This window comes from Streptomyces sp. NPDC031111, from assembly GCF_055570675.1.
Window position 1 is genome coordinate 326,968 of sequence record NZ_JBVIGS010000007.1, and the last position, 22,296, is coordinate 349,263.

General features: G+C 70.3%; 21 protein-coding genes and 1 riboswitch. Of the genes, 10 read left to right on the top strand and 11 right to left on the bottom strand.

All coding sequences use genetic code 11. The features are described 5' to 3' along the window. Positions 1–7: 7 nt before the first annotated feature. Entirely contained in the window at positions 8–451 is a 444-nt protein-coding gene (locus ACZ470_RS17450; RefSeq protein ID WP_468428055.1) for a hypothetical protein, read from the bottom strand. Between the two features lie 116 nt (positions 452–567). On the opposite strand from ACZ470_RS17450, the gene ACZ470_RS17455 reads away from it, so the two are divergent. Both ACZ470_RS17455 and ACZ470_RS17460 read left to right on the top strand, forming a co-directional pair. Further along, entirely contained in the window at positions 568–1,536 is a 969-nt protein-coding gene (locus ACZ470_RS17455) for a diacylglycerol/lipid kinase family protein (RefSeq protein ID WP_468428057.1), read from the top strand. Positions 1,537–1,854: 318 nt separating this feature from the next. Then, complete coding sequence (locus ACZ470_RS17460; RefSeq protein WP_037937783.1) at positions 1,855–2,112, top strand: WhiB family transcriptional regulator; 258 nt, start codon at positions 1,855–1,857, stop codon at positions 2,110–2,112. A gap of 194 nt (positions 2,113–2,306) precedes the next feature. On the opposite strand, the gene ACZ470_RS17465 is transcribed toward ACZ470_RS17460, so the two are convergent. Next, entirely contained in the window at positions 2,307–3,773 is a 1,467-nt protein-coding gene (locus ACZ470_RS17465; protein ID WP_468428151.1) for a sensor histidine kinase, read from the bottom strand. Positions 3,774–4,294: 521 nt separating this feature from the next. Here ACZ470_RS17465 and nagB point away from each other — a divergent pair. From nagB to ACZ470_RS17500, 7 genes are all read left to right on the top strand, one after another. Beyond that, on the top strand, positions 4,295–5,080 hold the full coding sequence (gene nagB, locus ACZ470_RS17470) for a glucosamine-6-phosphate deaminase (protein ID WP_468428059.1): 786 nt from the start codon (positions 4,295–4,297) through the stop codon (positions 5,078–5,080). Between the two features lie 189 nt (positions 5,081–5,269). Further along, positions 5,270–6,034, top strand: a complete 765-nt coding sequence (locus tag ACZ470_RS17475; protein WP_468428061.1) for a GntR family transcriptional regulator — start codon at positions 5,270–5,272, stop codon at positions 6,032–6,034. Between the two features lie 205 nt (positions 6,035–6,239). Beyond that, a complete protein-coding gene (locus tag ACZ470_RS17480; protein WP_468428062.1) occupies positions 6,240–6,506 on the top strand; it encodes a DUF3311 domain-containing protein in 267 nt (88 codons plus the stop codon). Further along, positions 6,503–8,131, top strand: a complete 1,629-nt coding sequence (gene mctP, locus ACZ470_RS17485; RefSeq protein ID WP_468428063.1) for a monocarboxylate uptake permease MctP — start codon at positions 6,503–6,505, stop codon at positions 8,129–8,131. Before ACZ470_RS17480 ends, mctP begins: the two co-directional genes overlap by 4 nt. A 79-nt stretch (positions 8,132–8,210) precedes the next feature. Continuing rightward, complete coding sequence (locus ACZ470_RS17490) at positions 8,211–8,717, top strand: GNAT family N-acetyltransferase (protein ID WP_468428065.1); 507 nt, start codon at positions 8,211–8,213, stop codon at positions 8,715–8,717. A gap of 15 nt (positions 8,718–8,732) precedes the next feature. Then, a riboswitch (cobalamin riboswitch) is annotated at positions 8,733–8,894 on the top strand. Positions 8,895–9,018: 124 nt separating this feature from the next. Then, entirely contained in the window at positions 9,019–11,382 is a 2,364-nt protein-coding gene (locus ACZ470_RS17495; protein ID WP_468428067.1) for a ribonucleoside-diphosphate reductase subunit alpha, read from the top strand. After that, positions 11,382–12,395, top strand: a complete 1,014-nt coding sequence (locus ACZ470_RS17500) for a ribonucleotide-diphosphate reductase subunit beta (protein WP_468428068.1) — start codon at positions 11,382–11,384, stop codon at positions 12,393–12,395. Before ACZ470_RS17495 ends, ACZ470_RS17500 begins: the two co-directional genes overlap by 1 nt. A gap of 30 nt (positions 12,396–12,425) precedes the next feature. Here ACZ470_RS17500 and ACZ470_RS17505 read toward each other — a convergent pair whose 3' ends face one another. Then, positions 12,426–12,650: a hypothetical protein gene (locus tag ACZ470_RS17505; RefSeq protein ID WP_468428070.1), complete on the bottom strand. Its 225-nt coding sequence runs from the start codon at positions 12,648–12,650 to the stop codon at positions 12,426–12,428. A 93-nt stretch (positions 12,651–12,743) separates the two neighbouring features. On the opposite strand from ACZ470_RS17505, the gene ACZ470_RS17510 reads away from it, so the two are divergent. Next, positions 12,744–13,706, top strand: coding sequence for a helix-turn-helix domain-containing protein (locus tag ACZ470_RS17510; RefSeq protein ID WP_468428072.1), 963 nt, complete (start codon positions 12,744–12,746; stop codon positions 13,704–13,706). Between the two features lie 19 nt (positions 13,707–13,725). Here ACZ470_RS17510 and ACZ470_RS17515 read toward each other — a convergent pair whose 3' ends face one another. The 8 genes from ACZ470_RS17515 to sigR all read right to left on the bottom strand — a co-directional run bounded on the left by ACZ470_RS17515 (position 13,726) and on the right by sigR (position 22,104). Continuing rightward, positions 13,726–15,093, bottom strand: coding sequence for a bifunctional albaflavenone monooxygenase/terpene synthase (locus tag ACZ470_RS17515; protein ID WP_468428074.1), 1,368 nt, complete (start codon positions 15,091–15,093; stop codon positions 13,726–13,728). Next, complete coding sequence (gene cyc1 / locus ACZ470_RS17520) at positions 15,090–16,175, bottom strand: epi-isozizaene synthase (RefSeq protein WP_468428076.1); 1,086 nt, start codon at positions 16,173–16,175, stop codon at positions 15,090–15,092. Before cyc1 ends, ACZ470_RS17515 begins: the two co-directional genes overlap by 4 nt. Positions 16,176–16,391: 216 nt before the next feature. Continuing rightward, complete coding sequence (gene def / locus ACZ470_RS17525; protein ID WP_468428078.1) at positions 16,392–17,042, bottom strand: peptide deformylase; 651 nt, start codon at positions 17,040–17,042, stop codon at positions 16,392–16,394. Positions 17,043–17,166: 124 nt separating this feature from the next. Further along, positions 17,167–18,147 (bottom strand): tetratricopeptide repeat protein, encoded by a 981-nt coding sequence (locus tag ACZ470_RS17530; RefSeq protein ID WP_217129553.1) that lies wholly within the window; start codon positions 18,145–18,147, stop codon positions 17,167–17,169. Positions 18,148–18,249: 102 nt separating this feature from the next. Next, on the bottom strand, positions 18,250–19,551 hold the full coding sequence (locus ACZ470_RS17535) for an HD-GYP domain-containing protein (protein ID WP_468428080.1): 1,302 nt from the start codon (positions 19,549–19,551) through the stop codon (positions 18,250–18,252). Next, the gene (locus tag ACZ470_RS17540; RefSeq protein WP_468428082.1) at positions 19,548–20,957 is read right to left on the bottom strand and encodes an HD-GYP domain-containing protein; all 1,410 of its coding nucleotides are present in this window, start codon (positions 20,955–20,957) and stop codon (positions 19,548–19,550) included. Before ACZ470_RS17540 ends, ACZ470_RS17535 begins: the two co-directional genes overlap by 4 nt. 152 nt (positions 20,958–21,109) lie before the next feature. After that, positions 21,110–21,421, bottom strand: coding sequence for a mycothiol system anti-sigma-R factor (gene rsrA, locus ACZ470_RS17545; RefSeq protein ID WP_468428084.1), 312 nt, complete (start codon positions 21,419–21,421; stop codon positions 21,110–21,112). Next, the gene (gene sigR, locus ACZ470_RS17550) at positions 21,418–22,104 is read right to left on the bottom strand and encodes an RNA polymerase sigma factor SigR (RefSeq protein WP_190161734.1); all 687 of its coding nucleotides are present in this window, start codon (positions 22,102–22,104) and stop codon (positions 21,418–21,420) included. The genes rsrA and sigR overlap by 4 nt, the downstream gene beginning before the upstream one ends. Positions 22,105–22,296: the final 192 nt, after the last annotated feature.

Below are 22,296 nucleotides of genomic sequence, written 5' to 3' on the forward strand. Positions count from 1 at the left end.
CCCGGCGCTACTCCCCGGCGTTCCCGGGTCCCCGGATGCCGAGGGCCCGGGTCGTCTCGGGGTTGATCAGCAGGACGAGCGCGGTGACGGCCACGACGGCGAGGACGATGCCGGCCGGGATGGCCACACCGTCGGAGCGCAGCATGTTGTAGGCCACCGGCAGCGCCATGAGCTGTGTGATGACGGCGGGGCCGCGGCTCCAGCTCCGCCGTGCGAACAGACCCCGCGCGGCGAGCAGTGGCAGCAGCGCGAGCGCGATCAGCGTCACTCCGCCGGTGACGGCCTGCCCGCGGTCGTCCGGTTCGCCCGCGAGTCCGAGGACCAGCAGCCACACCCCGCCGACGACCAGGGCGAGCCCTTCCAGGGCGGCGAGGGCCGCCGCGTACGTCAGCCGGCGCGGGCGGGGGCCGGAGTCGTCCGAGGTGGTGGTGGGGGTCTGCTCGCTGCTCACCCCTGAAGGGTAGCCCTCGCCCCACGCGCCCCCGTGGCGAGGTTCACGCCCCCGCCTCCCCCTCCGCCCCGGACTCGGTCTGGGCCCGGTACCGCTCAGTAGGTACGCTGCACGTCATGCGTGCACTTCTCGTGGTCAACCCGGCGGCAACCACCACCAGTGCGCGTACGCGCGATGTACTGATCCACGCGCTCGCCAGCGAGATGAAGCTGGACGCGGTCACCACCGAGTACCGCGGACACGGACGCGACCTGGGCCGGCACGCCGCGGAGAGCGACGACATCGACCTGGTGGTGGCCCTCGGCGGGGACGGCACGGTCAACGAGGTCGTCAACGGTCTGCTGCACGCGGGCCCCGACCCGGAGCACCTGCCGGGCCTGGCCGTGGTCCCCGGCGGCTCCACCAACGTCTTCGCCCGCGCCCTGGGCCTGCCCAACCAGCCCGTGGAGGCCACCGGCGTCCTGCTGGACGCGCTGCGCGAGGGCCGGGAGCGCACCGTCGGCCTGGGGCTGACCTCCGGCACTCCGGGCACGGAGGACGAGGCGGTGCCGGCCCGCTGGTTCACCTTCAACGCGGGGCTGGGCTTCGACGCCGGCGTGGTCGGCCGGGTGGAGCAGCAGCGGGAGCGCGGCAGGAAGTCCACCCACGCGCTGTACATGCGCCAGGTGGTCCGTCAGCTGCTCGGCGAGCCGCACCGGCGGCGCGGGGTGATCACCATGGAGCACCCGGGCGAGGAGCCGGTCACGGATCTGGCGGTCTCCATAGTCTCGAACACCTCGCCGTGGACGTTCCTCGGCAATCGCCCCATCTACGCCTCGCCCCGGGCGTCGTTCGACACGGGCCTCGATCTCTTCGGTCTGAGCCGGCTGTCCACCGCCGCTGTTGCCCGGTATGGCACCCAGTTGCTCACTTCGTCCCCGGAGCGCGGACCCCGTGGCAGGCATGCGGTCTCCCGGCACGATCTGACGCGCTTCACCTTGCATTCGAAGGCGCCGCTGCCCCTCCAGATGGACGGTGACCACCTGGGGCTGCGAACCAGCGTGACGTTCACAGGCGTACGCCGTGCACTGCGTGTGATTGTGTGAGCAGAAAGGGCCAAAGTCCTTTCAGTCGAACGTTTAGGCCAGCATCCACCCCATGGAAGTACGGCTGTGACCTAGTCGACACCGAAGAATCAAAAAAAACTTTCCGGAAGGGGTTGTATCCGTCGCCGAGGTTTGCGAGTCTCTTCTTGGCGATCGGGACGGCCCGCAACACCGGCCTCCACAGATCACCGGAACCCCTCACCAAATCCAAGGACCACGCCAGGGAACCTGGCGGTCGGCCCTTCCCTTGTTGAGGGATTCGTGAAAGCGTTCACATTCACAAGCACCCTGCAGTAATACCAAGGAGAGGTAGCAGCCATGGACTGGCGTCACAACGCCGTTTGCCGCGAGGAAGACCCCGAGCTCTTCTTCCCCATCGGCAACACCGGTCCCGCGCTGCTGCAGATCGAGGAAGCCAAGGCCGTCTGCCGTCGCTGCCCGGTGATCGAGAACTGCCTTCAGTGGGCGCTCGAGTCCGGTCAGGACTCCGGCGTCTGGGGTGGTCTCAGCGAGGACGAGCGTCGCGCGATGAAGCGCCGCGCCGCCCGCAACCGGGCCCGTCAGGCCTCCGCCTGACAACCCCCTGCTGACAGCCTGAGCTTGGCGGCGCATACATCGCGTATGCATCTCCCGCCCCCGAGCCGCAGCGCGTAGTTCCCCGAAGCCCTCGACCACGTTCGAGCAGGGGAACCCACAAGGAACGAGCATCAGCCCCGGACCGCTTCCCGGTCCGGGGTCTTTTGCTGCGCCCGCTCCCCCGCGACCGGGCGCTACTTGTCCGACTGCACCGGGATGTCCAGGATCACCCTGGTCCCCCGCTCCGGGGCCGGCACCATGTCGAAGGTGCCGCCCAACTCGCCCTCCACCAGGGTCCGTACGATCTGGAGGCCGAGGTTGCCCGCGGTGTGCGGGTCGAAGCCCTCGGGCAGACCCACCCCGTCGTCCTGAACGGTGACCAGCAGGCGGGTCTCCTTCGAGGTGCCGCCGCGGACCGCGGACACCTCGACGGTGCCGGTCTCGCCCTCGCGGAAGCCGTGCTCCAGCGCGTTCTGAAGGATCTCGGTCAGCACCATCGACAGCGGGGTGGCGACCTCGGCGTCGAGTATGCCGAAGCGGCCCGTGCGCCGGCCGGTGACCTTGCCCGGGGAGATCTCGGCGACCATCGCCAGAACGCGGTCGGCGATCTCGTCGAACTCCACCCGCTCGTCCAGGTTCTGGGAGAGCGTCTCGTGCACGATCGCGATGGACCCCACACGGCGCACCGCCTCCTCCAGCGCCGCGCGTCCGCGCTCGGACCCGATACGGCGGGCCTGGAGACGCAGCAGCGCCGCCACCGTCTGGAGGTTGTTCTTCACCCGGTGGTGGATCTCCCGGATGGTCGCGTCCTTGGTGATCAACTCGCGTTCGCGGCGGCGAAGTTCGGTGACGTCACGGAGCAGGACCAGCGAACCGATGCGCGTCCCCTTCGGCTTGAGCGGGATCGCCCGGAACTGGATCACCCCGTCGTGCGCCTCGATCTCGAACTCGCGCGGCGCCCAGCCGCTGGCCACCTTGGCCAGCGCCTCGTCCACCGGCCCTCGGGAGGGGGCCAGTTCGGCGGTGGTCCGACCGAGGTGATGGCCCACCAGGTCCGCCGCGAGACCCATGCGGTGGTAGGCGGACAGGGCGTTCGGGGAGGCGTACTGGACGATGCCGTCGGCGTCGAGCCGGATCAGCCCGTCGCCCACGCGGGGCGAGGCGTCCATCTCGAGCTGCTGGTTCGCGAACGGGAAGGCACCGGCCGCGATCATCTGAGCGAGGTCGGAGGCGCTCTGGAGGTAGGTGAGCTCCAGCCGGCTCGGGGTGCGCACGGTGAGCAGGTTGGTGTTGCGCGCGATCACGCCGAGGACGCGCCCCTCACGCCGTACGGGGATGGACTCGACCCGTACGGGAACCTCCTCGCGCCACTCCGGGTCCCCCTCGCGCACGATCCGGCCCTCGTCCAGGGCCGCGTCGAGCATGGGCCGGCGGCCGCGCGGGACCAGATGGCCGACCATGTCGTCCTGGTAGGAGGTCGGGCCGGTGTTGGGCCGCATCTGGGCGACGGAGACATAGCGGGTGCCGTCGCGGGTGGGGACCCACAGGACCAGGTCGGCGAAGGAGAGGTCGGAGAGCAGCTGCCACTCCGAGACCAGCAGATGGAGCCACTCGAGATCGGTGTCGTCGAGGGCGGTGTGCTGGCGTACGAGTTCGTTCATGGAGGGCACGTCAGCGAGCGTACCCGGGGGTCGGCGCCGCCCCCGAAAACACCCGCGGGCCGCGGCGCCTGAGAGGGACCCTCAACCCTCCCGGCACCGCAGCCCGGAGCAATATCGGCCGTGGGGTTGTGCGGTCCCGGTCGGCCGAGGACGAGGATCCGGGGCAGTCAGGGCAGAGAGCTCCGGTTCCTCGGTTCCGCCTTCCTGTGCGGGGAAGGCAGGCTTGTTGTGTCCTGCTACGCATTGTGGACTAGACCAGTGCCCGTGTAAATGCGTCGGACGCCGTTCGTCGGTGACGCGTGCCTCGCGTCGTGGTCGGTCGGACGCGCATGCGTCCGCCACGCAGCCTAACCCGTGGGGTTCCCGCGCGGGGCCAGTCGGAGGCGGCAATTTCGGCGAGCGGCGCCCTTGCCCGCTCTGTTAGATTGAGATTGGTCTAAACCACATTGCCACAGCCCCACGGACCCGTGCCCGCGGGTCCCCGTCCCAGTCGAGTCCCCCTGAAGATCGGCAGGCCCACCGTGGAAGTTGTCATCGTTGCGGACGCCAAGGCGGGCGGCGAGCTCATCGCCGAGTCCATGGCCCAGCTCCTGCGGCGCAAGCCCGACGCCCTGCTGGGCGTGGCCACCGGTTCGACGCCGCTGCCCATCTACCAGGCGCTGGCGGCGCGGGTGCGCTCCGGAGCCGTGGACGCCTCACGGGCCCGGATCGCCCAGCTCGACGAGTACGTGGGGCTGCCCGCCGACCACCCCGAGTCCTACCGCTCGGTGCTCCGGCGCGAGGTGCTGGAGCCGCTCGGGATCGGAATGGACTCCTTCATGGGCCCCGACGGCACCGCCGAGGACGTCCAGGGCGCGTGCGAGGCGTACGACAGGCAGCTGGCCGGGGCCGGCGGCGTGGACCTCCAGCTGCTCGGGATCGGGACGGACGGGCACATCGGGTTCAACGAACCGTGCTCCTCGCTCGCCTCCCACACCCGGATCAAGACGCTGACCGAGCAGACCCGGGTGGACAACGCCCGCTTCTTCGACGGCGACATCGACCAGGTCCCGCACCACGTCATCACCCAGGGCATCGGCACCATCCTGGAGGCCCGCCACCTGGTCCTGCTCGCCACCGGGGAGGGCAAGGCGGACGCCGTCGCGGCGACCGTCGAGGGCCCGGTGGCGGCGGTGTGCCCGGCCTCCGCGCTCCAGCTGCACCCGCACGCCACCGTGGTCGTCGACGAGGCCGCCGCCTCCAAGCTGAAGCTCGCCGACTACTTCCGGCACACCTACGCGAACAAGCCGGAGTGGCAGGGCATCTGAGCGCGGGCCCGAGGGGCGGACGGCGGCACCGGCGGCCCGGCCGTGGACTAGACCAACCCCCGGCGCAGGGGTATACAAAGGGGATCACGGAGCGTGCGGGGCACACCCCCGCCCCGAGCCGTGCCACGATGTCAGCCGTGGCCGATGGGATGTCGGTCGTTTCGGCACCCGGAGCCGGGAAGGCAGAGCATGAGCACCGACGTCAGCAGTGCGGAGAACGAGGGTGGGACAGCGGTCCGTACGGCGCGTGTGCCCAAGTACTACCGGCTGAAGAAGCATCTGCTCGACATGACGGAGACGGCGCCGCCCGGTACTCCGGTCCCGCCCGAGCGCACGCTGGCGGCGGAGTTCGACACCTCGCGCACCACCGTGCGCCAGGCGCTCCAGGAGCTGGTGGTCGAGGGGCGTCTGGAGCGCATCCAGGGCAAGGGCACGTTCGTCGCCAAGCCCAAGGTCTCCCAGGCGCTCCAGCTCACCTCGTACACCGAGGACATGCGGGCCCAGGGCCTGGAACCCACCTCCCAGCTGCTGGACCTCGGCTACATCACGGCAGACGACCGGCTCGCCGGGCTGCTGGACATCACGCCCGGCGGCCGCGTGCTGCGCATCGAGCGGCTGCGCATGGCCAACGGTGAGCCGATGGCCATCGAGACCACCCATCTGAGCGCGAAGCGCTTCCCGGCGCTGCGCCGCAGCCTGGCGAAGTACACGTCCCTCTACACCGCCCTCGCCGAGGTGTACGACGTCCATCTCGCGGAGGCCGAGGAGACCATCGAGACGTCCCTGGCCACCCCGCGCGAGGCCGGCCTGCTCGGCACCGACGTCGGCCTGCCGATGCTGATGCTGTCCCGGCACTCGCTGGACCGGGACGGACAGCCGGTGGAGTGGGTGCGGTCGGTGTACCGGGGTGACCGGTACAAGTTCGTGGCGCGTCTGAAGCGGCCCCAGGACTGAGCCGGACCCGGCCGGATCCGGCCCGGGACCCGAACGGCGAAACCCGACGAAGCGGGTGGTTGACAGGAATTTCGTTGCTGTTGCCTCTCGGTTGGGCGGCGCCTGGGTACCGCTGTGCGGACGAGGGGTTACGACCGCACCACTCCCTGACCTAGATTTCCTGCGCATTACCGCCGGTGATCAGTGAGGGGACGGGAGCCGTCTGATGTCACAAGCCCCAGAAACCAGAGGAGGGCCGGTGGTGACGCCCATGCGCGTCGTCATCGCCCTCTGTCTCGTCGCACCGTTCGTGGCCATGCTCTGGGTCGGGTCCTACGCGAAGACCGACCCCGTGTTCATCGGCATCCCGTTCTTCTACTGGTACCAGATGATGTGGGTGCTGCTCTCGACCGCGCTCACGATGATCGCGTACAAGCTGTGGCAGCGTGACCAGCGCGCCCGCTCGGCCTCGAAGGGCGGTGCGTCGCAGTGAACGACGGCGTGAACGGCGTGGCACTCGCCGTCTTCATCTTCTTCTTCCTGCTGGTCACGGCGATGGGGTTCATGGCCGCGCGCTGGCGCAAGGCCGAGAACGAGCACAGCCTCGACGAGTGGGGCCTGGGCGGGCGCTCCTTCGGAACCTGGGTCACCTGGTTCCTGCTCGGCGGCGACCTGTACACCGCGTACACCTTCGTGGCCGTGCCGGCGGCGATCTACGCGGCGGGCGCGGCCGGCTTCTTCGCGGTGCCGTACACGATCCTGGTGTACCCGCTGATCTTCACCTTCCTGCCCCGGCTGTGGTCGGTGTCGCACAAGCACGGCTATGTGACGACGTCCGACTTCGTGCGCGGCCGGTTCGGCTCGAAGGGGCTGTCCCTGGCCGTCGCGGTCACGGGCATCCTGGCAACGATGCCGTACATCGCGCTCCAGCTGGTCGGCATCCAGGCCGTGCTGGACGTGATGGGCGTCGGCGGCGGCGAGGACACCAACTGGTTCATCAAGGACCTGCCGCTGCTGATCGCCTTCGGTGTGCTGGCGGCGTACACGTACTCGTCCGGTCTGCGGGCGCCGGCGCTGATCGCGTTCGTGAAGGACACGCTGATCTACATCGTGATCGCGGTGGCGATCATCTACATCCCCATCAAGCTGGGCGGCTTCGACGAGATCTTCGCCAAGGCGGGCGCGGCCTTCAACGAGACCAACCCGGCCACGGGCGCGCCGCGCGGCGCGCTGGTACCGGGCGAGGCGGGACAGTGGACGTACGCCACGCTGGCGCTGGGCTCGGCGCTCGCGCTGTTCATGTACCCGCACTCGATCACGGCGACGCTGTCCTCGCGCAGCCGTGAGGTGATCCGCCGCAACACCACGATCCTGCCGCTGTACTCCCTGATGCTGGGCCTGCTGGCGCTGCTGGGCTTCATGGCGATCGCGGCCGGGGTCAAGGTCAGCAACGGCCAGCTGGCGATCCCGCAGCTGTTCGAGAACATGTTCCCGGACTGGTTCGCGGGCGTGGCCTTCGCGGCGATCGGCATCGGCGCGCTGGTGCCGGCGGCGATCATGTCGATCGCGGCGGCGAACCTCTTCACCCGCAACATCTACAAGGACTTCATCAAGCCGGACGCGACGCCGAAGCAGGAGACCCAGGTCTCCAAGGTCGTGTCCCTGCTGGTGAAGGTGGGCGCGCTGGTCTTCGTCCTGACCATGGACAAGACGGTCGCGATCAACTTCCAGCTGCTGGGCGGCATCTGGATCCTTCAGACCTTCCCGGCACTGGTGGGCGGTCTGTTCACCCGCTGGTTCCACCGCTGGGCGCTGATCGGCGGCTGGGCGGTCGGCATGATCTACGGCACGGTCGCCGCGTACGGGGTGGCCTCGCCGACGCAGAAGCACTTCGGCGGGTCGTCCGAGGAGATCCCGGGCATCGGCGAGATCGGTTACATCGGTCTCACCGCCTTCGTGATCAACGTCCTGGTCACGGTGGTGCTGACCTTCGTCATGAGGGCCGTCAAGGCGCCCGAGGGCGTCGACGAGACCAAGCCGCAGGACTACACGGCGGACGCGGGCGACCCCGGTGTCCAGGTGGAGCTCCCGCCGGCCACGGCGGGCAGCTCGCACTGACGCGGTACACGCCTGAGGCGACGGGCCGCCGGAGAAAATCCGGCGGCCCGTTGTCGTACCCGTCCGGCACACTCCCCTCATGGACATCGTCATCCGGCCGGTGGAGCCCGGCGAGCACACGGAACTCGGTGAGATCACCGCGCGGGCCTATCTGCTGGACGGGCTGCTCGACTTCGGGGAGAGCGACGCGTACCTCGACGAGCTCAGGGACGTGGCGAAGCGGGCGGCCGCCGCGGAGGTGCTGGTCGCCGTGGAGAACGGGTCGGTGCTGGGCGGGGTGACGTTCGTGCCGGGCCGCGGCCCGATGGCCGACATAGCGGGGCCGGGCGAGGCGGAGATCCGGATGCTCGCGGTCGCCCGCGAGGGCCGGGGCCGGGGTGCCGGGGAGGCGCTGGTGCGCGCCTGCGTCGACCGGGCGCGGGCCGTCGAGGGCTGTGTTCGGATCGTGCTGTCGACCCAGCGCACCATGCGCTCGGCCCACCGCGTCTACGAGCGGCTGGGTTTCACCCGCACCCCGGAGCGCGACTGGAACCCTCTGCCGGAGCTGGACGACATCACTCTTCTCACCTATGAGTTGACGCTCTGACACCTCCGCGACACAACATATGGGCCTGCTGGCGGCACCCGGCACAAGATGTATGCTCATGCTCGCTGTCGCCGCAGGGGAATCCGGTGTGAATCCGGAACTGTCCCGCAACGGTGTACCCATGCCCGCGTGCGCATGGGCGTCAGTCCGAGGACCTGCCGACAGTGCGCCCGGCCGTCCGGTCCGGGTGCCCTGACGTCCGGGCCTCGCGGAATGGGCCGGTGGACGCGACGCCCCGTGCGCTCGTGTGCTGCCCCCTGCCCTCTTCGAGGCCCCCGTGCCGAGCGAGGGAGAGCCCCACGTGACCATCGCGCCAGCCGATCCGGCTTCAGCGATCGACGTGACCGCGGAGAGCGACGGACCCGGTGCCGCGTTGCTGCGGACCCTGACCGAGCTGACCGCCGACCTGCCCGACGCCGACCCCGGCCGGGTCGCCGCCGCCGCGCTGCGCGGCCGGTCCGCCCGTGCCGACGAGGCCGAGCTGCGGGAGCTGGCCACCGAGGCGGCGGCCGGTCTCATCTCCGAGGACCCGGCCTACTCCCGGCTCGCCGCCCGGCTGCTGACCATCGGCATCCGCGCCGAGGCCGCCTCGCAGGGGGTCACGTCCTTCACCGAGTCCGTCGCGACCGGGCACCGCGAGGGCCTGATCGCCGACCGGACCGCCGACTTCGTCCGGCTGCACGCCGCCCGCCTCGACGCGCTGATCGATGTCCGGGCCGACGACCGCTTCGGCTACTTCGGCCTGCGCACCCTGCACAGCCGTTATCTGCTGCGGCACCCGGTCACCCGCAAGGTGGTCGAGACGCCCCAGCACTTCCTGCTGCGGGTCGCCGCCGGTCTCGCCGAGGACGACACCGTCCGCGCCCTGGACGAGGTCGCCCGGCTGTACGGGCTGATGAGCCGCCTGGACTATCTGCCCTCCTCGCCCACCCTGTTCAACTCCGGTACACGGCACCCGCAGATGTCGTCCTGCTATCTGCTGGACTCCCCCAAGGACGAGCTGGACTCGATCTACGACCGCTACCACCAGGTCGCGCGCCTCTCGAAGCACGCCGGCGGCATCGGCCTGTCCTACTCCCGCATCCGCGCCCGGGGTTCGCTGATCCGCGGCACCAACGGGCACTCCAACGGCATCGTGCCGTTCCTGAAGACACTCGACGCCTCGGTCGCCGCCGTGAACCAGGGCGGTCGGCGCAAGGGCGCGGCGGCCGTCTACCTGGAGACCTGGCACTCCGACATCGAGGAGTTCCTGGAGCTGCGGGACAACACCGGCGAGGACGCCCGCCGTACGCACAACCTGAACCTCGCGCACTGGGTGCCGGACGAGTTCATGCGCCGGGTGAACGCCGACGCGTCCTGGTCGCTGTTCTCCGCGGCGGACGTGCCCGAACTGGTCGACCTGTGGGGCGAGGAGTTCGACGCGGCGTACCGGGCCGCCGAGGCGAAGGGCCTGGCGCGGAAGACGCTCCCGGCCCGCGAGCTGTACGGGCGCATGATGCGCACGCTCGCGCAGACCGGCAACGGCTGGATGACCTTCAAGGACGCCGCCAACCGGACCGCGAACCAGACGGCGACCCCGGGGCACGTCGTTCACTCGTCGAACCTGTGCACGGAGATCCTGGAGGTCACCGACGACGGGGAGACGGCGGTCTGCAACCTGGGGTCGGTCAATCTGGGCGCGTTCGTCGACCAGGCGGCCGGTGACATCGACTGGCAGCGTCTCGACGAGACCGTCCGCACGGCCGTCACCTTCCTCGACCGGGTCGTGGACATCAACTACTACCCGACCGAGCAGGCGGGCCGCTCCAACGCCCGCTGGCGCCCGGTGGGCCTGGGCGCGATGGGTCTCCAGGACGTCTTCTTCCGGCTCCGCCTGCCCTTCGACTCGGCCGAGGCGAAGGCGCTGTCCACGCGGATCGCCGAGCGGATCATGCTCGCCGCGTACGAGACCTCCGCCGACCTCGCCGAGCGCAACGGCCCGCTCCCGGCCTGGGAGAAGACGCGTACGGCCCGGGGCGTGCTGCACCCCGACCACTACGACACGGACCTCACCTGGCCGGAGCGCTGGGCGGCGCTGCGCGAGCGGATCGCCTCCACGGGGATGCGCAACTCGCTGCTCCTGGCGATCGCGCCCACCGCCACCATCGCGTCGATCGCGGGTGTGTACGAGTGCATCGAGCCGCAGGTGTCGAACCTGTTCAAGCGCGAGACGCTGTCCGGGGAGTTCCTCCAGGTCAACTCGTATCTGGTGGAGGACCTCAAGCGGCTCGGCGTGTGGGACGCGCGCACCCGTGAGGCGCTGCGCGAGGCCGGCGGCTCGGTGCAGGACTTCGCCTGGATCCCCGAGGACGTACGGCGGCTGTACCGCACGGCGTGGGAGATCCCGCAGCGCGGCCTGATCGACATGGCCGCCGCCCGCACCCCGTTCCTGGACCAGGCGCAGTCGCTCAACCTGTTCCTGGAGACGCCGACCATCGGCAAGCTCTCCTCGATGTACGCCTACGCCTGGAAGCAGGGCCTGAAGACCACGTACTACCTGCGCTCCCGCCCGGCGACCCGGATCGCCCGCGCGGCACGCGCGTCCGTCCCCGTCCAGCAGCCGGCCGACCCCGAGGCGGTCGCCTGCTCCCTTGAGAACCCCGAGTCCTGCGAGGCCTGCCAGTAATGACCAGCGAGAACAAGAACCTGCTCGACCCGGGTTTCGAACTGACCCTGCGCCCCATGCGCTACCCCGACTTCTACGAGCGCTACCGGGACGCGATCAAGAACACGTGGACGGTGGAGGAGGTCGACCTCCACTCGGACGTGGCCGATCTCGCCAGGCTCAGCCCCGCCGAGCAGCACCTGATCGGCCGGCTGGTCGCCTTCTTCGCCACCGGCGACTCGATCGTGGCGAACAACCTGGTGCTGACGCTGTACAAGCACATCAACTCCCCCGAGGCGCGGCTGTATCTGTCGCGGCAGCTCTTCGAGGAGGCGGTGCACGTCCAGTTCTATCTGACGCTGCTGGACACCTATCTGCCCGACCCGGACGACCGGGCGGCGGCCTTCGCGGCCGTGGAGAACATCCCGTCGATCCGGGAGAAGGCCGAGTTCTGCTTCAGGTGGATGGACTCGGTCGAGACGATCGACCGGCTGGAGACGCGGGCGGACCGCCGTCGCTTCCTGCTGAACCTGATCTGCTTCGCCGCGTGCATCGAGGGCCTGTTCTTCTACGGGGCCTTCGCCTACGTCTACTGGTTCCGCAGCCGGGGCCTGCTGCACGGTCTGGCGACCGGCACCAACTGGGTGTTCCGCGACGAGACGATGCACATGTCCTTCGCCTTCGACGTGGTCGACACCGTGCGCAAGGAGGAGCCGGACCTCTTCGACGAGGAACTCGGGCAGCAGGTCACCGACATGCTGCGCGAGGCCGTCGAGGCGGAGCTCCAGTTCGCGCGCGACCTGTGCGGGGACGGGCTGCCGGGCATGAACACCGAGTCGATGCGGCAGTACCTGGAGTGCGTCGCCGACCAGCGGCTGGTCCGGCTCGGCTTCGCGCCGGTGTACGGCTCGGAGAACCCGTTCTCCTTCATGGAGCTCCAGGGCGTCCAGGAGCTGACGAACTTCTTCGAGCGGCGGCCGTCCGCGTACCAGGTCGCCGTGGAGGGCACGGTCGACCTGGACGAGGACTTCTAGGGGACCCGGCGTCCCCGTGCCGCCCCGCCGTCACGCCGCTCGTGCGGTGCGGTGCGGGGCGGCACCCTTCGCCGGGCGCGGGGCCGCCGCCGGCGCCTCCCGGTGCTCGGCGGCGCGGGCGGCCTCGGCCCGCTTGATCTGCCGGTCGATCCGCCGCTCGCGCGCGAGGCCGATCAGCGCGGGCAGGGTCATGAAGACGAACAGGCCGAGAACGGCCACCATCGCGATCAGTGCTTGTGTCTGCTGTGCATCCATGGACACCACTGTCCCGCCCGATACTCCTTACCGGGAGTGGCAGGACTGCCGTACACCCTCGATTTACTGCCAACGGCGAGGCACACTGGAGCCATGCTCCACAACGTGGCCGCCGTCCTGCTCGACGGTGTGAATCCCTTCGAACTCGGTGTCGTCTGCGAGGTCTTCGGTGTCGACCGCAGCGACGACGGGCTGCCGGTCTACGACTTCGCCGTCGCCTCGGCCGACGGTCCCGCCGTACGCGCCAACACGGGCTTCACCCTCCAGATCGAGCACGGTCTGGAGCGGCTGGAGACGGCGGACCTCATCGCCGTGCCCGCCGGCTCCTGCTACGACTCCCGGGAGTTCCCGCCCGAGCTGCTGGACGCCCTGCGCCGGGGCGTGGACCGGGGCGCGCGGGTGCTCAGCGTCTGCTCCGGGGTGTTCGTGCTCGCCGCCGCCGGGCTGCTCGACGGCCGGCGCGCCGCCGCGCACTGGAAGCACGCGGAGGCGCTGACCAGGCGATATCCCCACCTGATCGTCGAACCGGATGTGCTGTACGTCGACGAGGACCCGGTGATCACCTCCGCGGGCACCGCCGCCGGCATCGACGCCTGTCTCCATCTGGTGCGCAAGGAGCAGGGGCCGGAGGTGGCCAACAAGATCGCCCGGCGGATGGTGGTGCCCCCGCACCGGGACGGCGGGCAGGCCCAGTACATCGAGCGCCCGCTGCCGCAGTCCGAGGGCGACACCATCGCCGAGGTGCTGGTGTGGATGGAGCGGCATCTCGACGAGGAGACCACCGTGGAGCAGCTCGCCGCCCGCGCCCACATGTCCCCGCGCACCTTCGCCCGGCGCTTCCAGCAGGAGACCGGCACCACGCCCTACCGCTGGATCCTGCGCCAGCGGGTGCTGCTCGCCCAGCATCTGCTCGAGGCCACGGACGAGACGGTGGACGCCGTGGCCGGCCGCACCGGCTTCGGCAACGCGGCGGCACTGCGCCACCACTTCGTCCGCGCCGTCGGTACCACCCCGCACGCCTACCGGCGCACGTTCAGGGGCCCGGAGGCCGCCTGAACGCGCGCCGCGCGGCCGGTCAGCGGGGCACCGCCCGCAGCATCAGGCGGCGCGGCCGGAGCGTGACGCCGATCCGGGGCCGGGCGTCGGAGCCGCTCACCTGGTCGAAGCGGTAGGCGGAGGCGACCACGGCGGTGATGAGCGTGAGCTCGGCCATCGAGAAGTGGTCGCTGGGGCATTTGCGGTTGCCCACGCTGAACGGGCTCATCGCGTACTTGGGCACGTCCTTGGCCCGCTCCGGGTGCCAGCGGTCGGGGTCGAACTCCTCGTGCCGCTCGTACGACCGCCGGTCGCGCTGGATCGCGTAGGGACTGTAGATGATGTCCGCCCCACGGGGAATGCGGTATCCGCCGAGTTCCGTGTCGGTCACCGCACGGCGCGTCAATATCCATACGGCCGGATGCAGCCGCAGGGTCTCCGTGACGACATTCGCGGTGTACGTCAGCTTTCGGACATCCTCGAATGCCACCGGGCGGTCACCCACGACGGTTTTCACCTCGTCGCGGATCTTGTCGCCGAGTTCAGGGTGCTCGGTGAGAACCAGGAGCAGCGACATGATCGTGGCTCCGACGGTTTCGCTGCCGGGCGTGATTATGGCGATGACCTGATCGTGGATCTCCTGTTCCCCGATGGGCTCTCCATTCTCGTCCTTCGCCTCCAGCAAAGCCGTCAGCAAATCGTCCGGCTTTTGACCGCTTGCCCGTCGGTCGGCGACGATCTCGTCGACCAGGAGGTGCAAATCGGCCAGCGCCCGGTTGAATTCGCGGTTGGCCGGCAGCGGCACCTTGTAAAGCGGTCCGAGCGGCACCACCATGCGCTGGTACATACCGCTGAACAGCGCGGCGAGGTCGGCGCAGATGCGGTCGGCCCGGGCGTCCATGTAGCTGCCGCGCATCAGGCAGCGGGCGGCGACCCGGACGGCCACGCGAAAGGACTCCACCGTGACGTCCAGCACCTCGCCGGAGCGCCAGCGCTCCACGAGCGCGTACGCCTCCTCCGCCATGATCGGCCCGTAGGCGGGGATGGCGTCGAGCCGGAAGGCGGGCTGGATGGTGCGCCGCTGGCGCCGGTGCAGGGAGCCGTTGGCGGTGGCCACGCCCTGGTTCCCGAGCAGGCTCTCCAGGGACTCCCACAGGGGTCCGGCGATGATGTAGTCGGGGCTCAGCGCCACCGCCCCGGTGAGGTCGGGGGTGGTGACGGCGTACACCTTCTTCGGTCCGAGTTTCAGGCGCACGACGTCACCGTGGTCGCGCAGCCGGGACATGAAGGCGAGCGGATCGCGGGCCAGTTTCCAGCCGTGGCCGAGGAGGGGGACGCCCCCGCCGGCCAGGGGCGGCTCGCGCAGTTCGGCCGCGGGTGGTCCGGGTTTCACCGACTCGACGGTCATGACTCACCTGCCGCTTCGTTGTTGACGTACGGGGGCGTGGACCGGTCGTCCCAGCTGTCGACCCGGTACCGGCCGGACTCGTGGTGGAACCAGTACACGGAACTGAACCAGTTCCGCATATTGCCGACGCAGGCACGCACGGCGGCACTCGTTTCCTTTCCTCGCACCGTTCCGTCGTCGAGGCCGTCGGCGAGGCGTAAGGCGTCCTGCTCGGCGTCCAGGAATTCGCTGATGCATTCCTCGACGCGACGCCGCACATCCGTGATTGCCTCTTCGAGGGTCATGCCCTCGTGCATGATGAGACTGATTCCCAGATTGTGCACCTCACTTCCGGCTATTTCCTTCGGCAGTGAACACAGGTCGTTGTACCAGGCGGCGAATTCCTGACTGAGCAGGGCCGCCTTCCGATAGGCCGGGTCCTTTCTCACCGCGTCCGGCAACTCACTGCCCGCGCTGGACTCCAGGAGATCGGTCCAGATCCAGTGCGCGAAGGTGAGCCGGCGCAGTTCCAGGTATTCCTCGACGGTGGGGACGATCCCCTCCGCGCGGTTGCGGAACTCCCGGTCGTACGCCTCGATCACCGCGTGGAAGTGCCGGGCGAACCGGGCGTTCCAGCCGCCCGGCAGGAACGAGTACAGCCGCTCCACGCTGTCCGCGAGCCCGGCCACCACGGGATCCTCGTGACCCACGTGGTCACCGGGGCGGTCGAGGGCCCTGTGCAGCAGGTCCTTCAGCCGCAGCCAGGCGTCGCGGCGGCCGTGCACGATGTCGCGGTCGTGACGGTCGTCCCAGACGAAGAACCACGCGCTGTAGTCCGCTATCGCCTGAAGGACCTCGTCGGGGGCGCCGATGTAGTAGCCCGCCATGAGGTCCGTGTAGCACAGGCCATCGGCATATTCATCCACCTTGTCCGCCGGCATGAGCCGCTTTTCGAGCAGCCACGCCCGGGTCGTCTCCTGAAGCGTCGGCCAATACGGGTGGAGTTGCCGGGGAAACGCCGCCTCGATCACCGGGAGAGACAGCGCCGGTGGAACTGCGATGGTGGTCGGTGTCGATGTGGTGCCGTGTGACAAAGCATGCACGAACAATCCCCTCTCTGCCGCCAGTTGCGTGCGCCCGCCCCCGAGCCGGGCGCACGCCGTGCGTATCCACTCCTCCATTCAGCACCACAACTGACCGTTCTGGGAACGGATTTGCTCCTTTCACTACTCCTGGAGGCGCACAGACGAACGGCGTCCGATCGAAGAAGAACTCGATCGAACGCCGTTCGTGCGAAGTGAGAGAGTGCCGAGGACCGGTCAGCCGTTGGCCACCACGGGGTAGCGCGGCTCGTTCTCGGCCATCTGCCGCAGCGCGTCCTTGCGTTCCCGCTTGGACAGCCGGTCGATGTAGAGGTAGCCGTAGAGGTGGTCGGTCTCGTGCTGCAAACACCGTGCGAAGTAGCCGGTGCCGCGTACCCGGACGGGGTTGCCCCGCTCGTCCTGGCCGGTCACTTCGGCGTAGTCGGGACGGGCCAGCGGCATGTAGGCGGTGGGCACGGACAGGCAGCCCTCGTTGCTGTCGTCCAGCCGGCGCTGCTCGGCGGGCAGTTCGACGAGCTTGGGGTTGCAGATCACGCCGACGTGCCGCGCGCCCTCGTCGTCCGGGCAGTCGTAGACGAAGACCTTCTTGTCCACGCCGATCTGGTTGGCGGCCAGGCCCACGCCCTCGGCGGTGCGCTGGCTGGCGAACATGTCGGCGACCAGCTGCTGGAGCTCCTCGCCGAAGTCCGTGACGTCCTGGCACTCCTGGTGCAGCACCGGGTTGCCGACCACGGTGATCGGGCGCGAGGTGCCGCGCTCCCGCCACGCCGTCTCGCGCTCCTCGCAGTCCTCCGTGTCGATGACGTACCCCTCGCCGTCGACGGGGAGCACGCCCGCGTGCTGCTGATCGGTGTCCTGCTGAGCCATGACCGACGTGTGCCTTCCTGGAAAACAAGGGTGTGATGCTGATACAGGGTACGGGGAAGCGCCCCTTGAGGGGCGCGGGGAACTGCGCGATCAACCACGACGATTCCGCGGCCGGGCAACAACCTCAGCAGACCTCTTCAAGATCCCGCCAATCCCGCGAGTCCGGACTGTCCGCAACCCACCCGTCCAACAACCCCCGAACCAAGGAAGCCGGCGCCGCAACGCCGCATTCCCGCTCCGGCACCCACAACTGCCCGTCCGTCCGGTGACCGAGCGGCCCCGGATGCCCCGGCTCGCTGTGATCGTGCGGGTCCAGGTGCTCGCCCTCGCCCTCGTCCGACGGCATCCGGGACTCCGAGCACATCCGGCACAGCAGCCGTACGGAGGACGACCAGTCCTCGGCCGCGAACCCGGCGTCGGAGGCCAACTGCTCCAGCGCGTCCCGGTCGGCCTCGGTCGCGGCCTCCAGCAGGACCACCCAGGTCGGCACCGGCGAGGGCGCCCACAACTCGATCTCGTCGAACACCGGGTAGGTGTGCCCGGCGGCGGTGCTGCGCTCCCCGTGGGGTACTCCGTCGTGCAGGACGACCTCGCCCCAGCGGCGCCCGGAGGACGGCAGCGGGATGGACAGCACCTCGATCCGGGCGGGGTCCAGCCTCCTCCCCCACACGACCTCGGCCTCGCCCTCCGGCGACAGCCGTACCGCCGCGCTGCCCAGGTCCATGCCGAGGGGTTCACCGGAGTCGGTGGCCGGGCCGGGCACCTTGAGCCCGTAGGCCTGCCAGGCCCGCCGGGCCAGCGGCCAGTCCTGGAGGGCGGTGGCGGCGATGCCCACGTTCCACCAGTCGGGAGCCCCGGTGTCGCGGTCGAGCAGGGCCACGGCCCGCAGCCCGGCCGCCCGCGCCTGCTCCCAGTCGTGCCGGAACTTGTGCAGCAGCGCGAGGTTGAACCAGGACTCCGACAACCAGGGCTCCAGATCGGCGGCACGTGTCAGGAGCGCGCCGGCGTCCTCGTACCGGCCGTCGCCGATGAGCGTGAACGCGCGGTCCGTGGCCTGCCGCCAGGAGGCGGAGGGCCGGTGCCGTCCCTTGCCGAAGATCCTCACGATTCCCGCCTGCCAGTTCCGTCGGTGGGCTGGCTGTTCCTGTCCGCGCCCCCGGACACCCTCTCCTTCGCATCCAACCACGTACGGCCACAAGGGCGCTCATTACCCATGGGTTACCCAGCCCCGGGCCGGGTCAGACAGTCCCGTGCGTGGCCCTCGCCACGGTCGGCCCCCGTGTTCACGCGTCCCCTCCGTGTTCCGTGACAGCACCCGGGCCAGTGCTTCGACCACCTCCGGCGCGTACTCCCCGGCGGCGCCCAGGCGCAGTTCCTCCAGCGCGGTCAGCGGCCCTCCGGGTCCGCCTTCCCGGGACTTCTCCTCGTACGCGTTGACCACCCGGACGATACGCGCGGCGAGCGGTTGCTCGCGGTGCGGGTCGGCCTGGCGTTCGACGATCGCGGCCACACGCGGGTCCACCCCGGTCTGGCGCACCACGGCACCGCCGAGGAGGGCGATCCGCCGCTGCTCGGTCACCGGCAGGTCGGCGGTGGCGCCCGCGGGAACCGGGTCGACGAGGCTGAGCTGGCCGATGTCGTGCATGAGGGCGGCGTACTCCAGCACGGTCAGCTCGGGCTCGGTCAGCCCGAGGTCCCGGCCCACCGCCTGGCTGAGGGCCGCGACCCGGTGGGCGTGCCCGGCCGGGGTGTACCCGGCGATCTCGGTGGCGCGCGCCAGGGAGGCGATGGTCTGCCGGTAGGTGGCGCGCACGGCGGCGTACCGCCGGTAGGACAGTTGTGCGAGCAGGAGGGGTACGGAGAAGACGGGCAGCGCCCACAGCCCGACGACCGCGACGCCGAGGGCCATCACCGCGCCCGTCGCGATCACCGCGGCCCCGATGCCGGGAACGGCCCGCAGTTCGTCGCGCAGGGTCGGCAGGAAGGGCCATCCGGTGCGGGAGTGGGCCAGCGCGGCGGCGAGCACGGCGTCGCACAGTGTGGACAGGGACAGCAGGGTGAGCAGCAGCAGCGCGTGCGCGGGTCCGCTCCAGCCGTCGAAGGTGCCCTGGTTGTACAGCGGCTGGAAGCACACGGCGACGAAGCCGACGGTCAGCACCCTGCGGGCCGACGGGTCGAGGGCGGAGCCGTCGCCGCGCCCGACGTGCGGCACACTGCCGAGCAGGGACGCGGCGAGCACCACGGTGACCACCTGGGCGGCACCGTGCTGGGTGGACCGTCCCGCGGTCTCGCCGAGCAGCGCGTACGACAGCGAGCCGGCGGCGGCGAGCGGCGCGGCCTCCCTGATCCGGGTGCCGTTGCGGCGGGTGAGCTCGCCGACGGTGACGAGCAGCCCGAAGGCGAGGGCGGCACCGCGTTCCTCGACGCCGTTGTAGAGGGTGGTGCCGAGGGAACCGGCGGCGAGGACGGCGGCGCAGAGGTGCACGACGGTGTGGAGCCGGGGCCTCATCGGCGCGCCCCCGGCCGGCCGGTGACCGTTGCGGCGGATTCGGGGACGGCGGCGCGCGGCGGTGTGCCGTCGGTGGCCGGCCGTACGTCGTCGGCGGTCACCGCGGGATGCCAGCCGGATCTGCCGATCGCCCGGATCAGCGCGGCCACCATCCGCGGGTCGAAGTGGGCTCCCGCGCACCGCCGGAGCTCCTCCAGCGCCACCGGCACGGGCCGCGCCCTGCTGTAGGAGCGGGTGGAGGTCATCGCGTCGAAGGCGTCGGCGACCGCGACCACCCGTGCGGACTCCGGGATCTGACTGCCCGCCAGCCCGTAGGGGTAGCCGGTGCCGTCCAGCCGTTCGTGGTGGTGCAGCACCGCCGCGCGGGCCTCGCCGAGGAAGGAGATCCCCCGCACCATCTCGTGCCCGTACTCGGGGTGCAGTTCGATCACCCGGCGCTCCTGAGGGGTCAGCGGACCGTTCTTCGTGAGCAGCCGGGTGGGCACGCCGAGCTTGCCGACGTCGTGCAGGATGCCGGCGAAGCGGAGCATCTCGACCCGGTCGTCGTCCATGCCGAGTTCCCGCGCGATCATCATGGACGCCCGTCCGACGCGTTCGCTGTGCCCGCGCGTGTAGCCGTCCTTGATGTCGACGGCCTGGACGAGCGCGCGGATCGTCGCCCGGTGGGCGGCCCGCTCCCGGTGGTACTGGGCGAACGCCCACCACGAGACGCCCATCGGCAGCAGCACGAGCAGCGCGGCCACGGGTCCGTAGGGGCTGCGCCACAGCAGCGCCATCATGAGTCCGGCGAGGCCGTGGACGGTGATCGGCACCAGCGACCCGGGGAACAGCCGCCAGGCGGCCGACGCGGCCGTCCGCCCCCCGCGCGGGAGCACGCCGGCCGTCAGCGCGAGGATGCCACCGTCCAGCAGGGTGAGCACCAGGCAGAACACCAGCACCGCCGGCCCGGCCGTGCCGAGCGCGCCCGGTACGTCGCAGTCCGCCACCGCGTCCCGGCCGCCGACCGCCAGGTGGACCCGGCCGGCGGCCCACACCGCGAGCACCAGCCGGGCGGCCCGCCAGAGCCGGCGCGCCAGGAACGGGCGTTGTTCCACGGGCAGCAGCAGCGCCCCGGGCAGCGCGACCAGCGCCGCGGCGGGCGGGGGGAGCAGGAAGGCCCCGGCGAGCAGCACGGGGTGGAACGTTCCGACCGGGTGCGGGGTGGCGACCAGGCGCGACCGGGCGAGGCGCTCGCAGCCCGCGTACAGCGCGGCGAGCAGGACGACCGGCCACCAGGGGATGCGCGCGTCCGGCGGAGACGACAGGGCTCCCGGTGCGGGGAGCCCCGATGAGGGGAGCAGACAGAGCAGGGCCAGCAGGGTGACACAGACGACGTAGACGCGGGCCCGTGCCGGTAACGCCTCCATGAGCCCCTCCCCGACCGTGCCGCCGCGCTCGACCTGCCGCCTGCCAGGCTCTGGAGCCTAGGACGGCGGGGGGTGCTTCCACGGGCCGATAACCCGCGGATTAGCACGTTCGAGTGACACGGGGATGACACAGGCGCCGGGGACGGCGGGTGTCAGGACTCCTGCGGTGTGGCCGGCGAGGCCGTGACGTCCTGGTCGGGGACGGCCTGGCCGGAGCGGATCAGATCGATCCGGCCCATGACCTTGGAGCGCAGGTCGCCCGGCACGTCGTCATGCCCGCAGCAGCGCTTGACCAGCTTCTTCACCGCCTGCTCGAGCCCGTACTTCTCCAGGCAGGGCGAGCATTCCTCGAAGTGGTGCTCGAACTTCACACAGTCGGAATCCGGCATCTCACGGTCGAGGAACTCGTAGAGATGATCCAGGACCTCGCTGCAATCCGTCTCGTGCGGCTCTCCGCAGCTCATGACCCCGAGCCTTTCGCTTCGTTCGACTCTCCGGCGCCGGCCGGGACCAATCCGCGCTCGCGGGCGTAGTCCTCCAGCATGCCGCGCAGCTGACGGCGCCCACGGTGCAACCGGGACATCACCGTACCGATGGGTGTCCCCATGATGTCGGCGATCTCCTTGTAGGCAAAGCCCTCGACATCCGCGAGGTACACCGCGATGCGGAACTCCTCGGGGATCGCCTGGAGCGCTTCCTTGACGTCCGAGTCGGGCAGGTGGTCCAGCGCCTGCGACTCCGCTGAGCGCAGACCCGTGGACATGTGCGACTCGGCACGCGCGAGCTGCCAGTCCTCGATCTCCTCGGCCGCGCTGCGCTGGGGTTCGCGCTGCTTCTTGCGGTACGAGTTGATGAAGGTGTTGGTGAGGATCCGGTACAGCCACGCCTTGAGGTTGGTGCCTTCGCGGAACTGGTGGAAGGACGCGTACGCCTTGGCGTACGTCTCCTGGACCAGGTCCTCCGCGTCGGCCGGGTTGCGCGTCATGCGCAGGGCGGCCGAGTACATCTGGTCGAGGAACTCGAGCGCGTCCCGCTCGAAGCGCGCGCTGCGCTCCGCGGTCGACTCCGCGCCCGTGCCGCCCCGGCCCTCGGGCTGCTCCGCCTGGCCGTGTTCGGTCCCTGCGTCGGTACCGGGAACCGGACCCACCTCCTCCAGTGATGGCGTGGAACCGAGACCGGCCCCACTCGAATCGGAGGATAGACGACGATCCGGTCCGCCCGCCGCCCGAATAGGGGCGGTCTTGGCCGCGTGCAGCACCGTCCAGTCAAGGTCGGCGCGGGTGCTGCGGGCCGGGCAGGCTGTCGAACCCATGCGGCGGACTTCCTCTCCTACGACGCT

What these genes read in the sequence shown, in the direction of transcription:
- ACZ470_RS17455 (WP_468428057.1), top strand. Translation starts at nt 568, where the DNA reads ATGCGTGCACTTCTCGTGGTCAACCCGGCGGCAACCACCACCAGTGCG.
- ACZ470_RS17460 (WP_037937783.1), top strand. Translation starts at nt 1,855, where the DNA reads ATGGACTGGCGTCACAACGCCGTTTGCCGCGAGGAAGACCCCGAGCTC.
- ACZ470_RS17465 (WP_468428151.1), bottom strand. Translation starts at nt 3,773, where the DNA reads ATGAACGAACTCGTACGCCAGCACACCGCCCTCGACGACACCGATCTC.
- ACZ470_RS17475 (WP_468428061.1), top strand. Translation starts at nt 5,270, where the DNA reads ATGAGCACCGACGTCAGCAGTGCGGAGAACGAGGGTGGGACAGCGGTC.
- ACZ470_RS17480 (WP_468428062.1), top strand. Translation starts at nt 6,240, where the DNA reads ATGTCACAAGCCCCAGAAACCAGAGGAGGGCCGGTGGTGACGCCCATG.
- ACZ470_RS17490 (WP_468428065.1), top strand. Translation starts at nt 8,211, where the DNA reads ATGGACATCGTCATCCGGCCGGTGGAGCCCGGCGAGCACACGGAACTC.
- ACZ470_RS17500 (WP_468428068.1), top strand. Translation starts at nt 11,382, where the DNA reads ATGACCAGCGAGAACAAGAACCTGCTCGACCCGGGTTTCGAACTGACC.
- ACZ470_RS17505 (WP_468428070.1), bottom strand. Translation starts at nt 12,650, where the DNA reads ATGGATGCACAGCAGACACAAGCACTGATCGCGATGGTGGCCGTTCTC.
- ACZ470_RS17510 (WP_468428072.1), top strand. Translation starts at nt 12,744, where the DNA reads ATGCTCCACAACGTGGCCGCCGTCCTGCTCGACGGTGTGAATCCCTTC.
- ACZ470_RS17515 (WP_468428074.1), bottom strand. Translation starts at nt 15,093, where the DNA reads ATGACCGTCGAGTCGGTGAAACCCGGACCACCCGCGGCCGAACTGCGC.
- def (WP_468428078.1), bottom strand. Translation starts at nt 17,042, where the DNA reads ATGGCTCAGCAGGACACCGATCAGCAGCACGCGGGCGTGCTCCCCGTC.
- ACZ470_RS17535 (WP_468428080.1), bottom strand. Translation starts at nt 19,551, where the DNA reads ATGAGGCCCCGGCTCCACACCGTCGTGCACCTCTGCGCCGCCGTCCTC.
- ACZ470_RS17540 (WP_468428082.1), bottom strand. Translation starts at nt 20,957, where the DNA reads ATGGAGGCGTTACCGGCACGGGCCCGCGTCTACGTCGTCTGTGTCACC.
- rsrA (WP_468428084.1), bottom strand. Translation starts at nt 21,421, where the DNA reads ATGAGCTGCGGAGAGCCGCACGAGACGGATTGCAGCGAGGTCCTGGAT.